Source organism: Lelliottia wanjuensis, assembly GCF_030238365.1.
In the GTDB taxonomy this organism is placed as follows: Bacteria; Pseudomonadota; Gammaproteobacteria; order Enterobacterales; family Enterobacteriaceae; genus Enterobacter; species Enterobacter wanjuensis.
Window position 1 is genome coordinate 1 of record NZ_JASSOT010000030.1, and the last position, 654, is coordinate 654.

1 pseudogene is annotated in these 654 nt (G+C 55.5%); it reads left to right on the forward strand.

Features of this window, described 5'->3' with window-relative positions:
* Positions 1-654, forward strand: a pseudogene (locus QQF33_RS03405) (type VI secretion system ATPase TssH); the annotation flags it as partial.

A 654-nucleotide genomic window follows, 5' to 3' on the forward strand; every position in this document is an offset into this window, starting at 1 on the left:
TTGAACGCCGCTTCCAGATGGTTAAGGTTGATGAGCCTGATGATGATACGGCCTGCCTGATGCTGCGTGGCCTCAAATCCCGCTATGCCGAACACCACGGAGTGCATATTACCGGCGAGGCCGTCCGCGCAGCAGTGACACTTTCCCGTCGCTATCTGACCGGTCGCCAGTTACCTGATAAAGCGGTGGACTTACTGGATACCGCAGCGGCCCGGGTACGGATGAGCCTGGATACGCTGCCTGAACAACTGACCCGGTTGCAGGCGCAACTGACTGCGCTTGCCATGGAGCAGCAGGAGTTACTGGAAGATATTTCCCTGGGTAACACCATTGATGCCAGCCGCCTGCCGCAGATCGAACAACTGACTCAGGATCTCAACCAGCAGAAAGCTGCCCTTCAGTCACAGTATGAAATCGAAAAGCAGCTCACCGACTCGCTGAAAGCCTGCCGGAAAGACATCAGCCGCCAGAAGGAGATTTCCGGCTTCCAGCAGGAGCTCTCCCAAATTCAGAATAACAGTCCATTACTGGGTCTGGATGTTGATGTCCGCACCGTTGCGACCGTTATCGCCGACTGGACAGGTGTTCCCCTCTCGTCGCTGATGAAAGATGAGCAAACCGAATTACTGACGCTGGAAGAACAACTGGCAACCC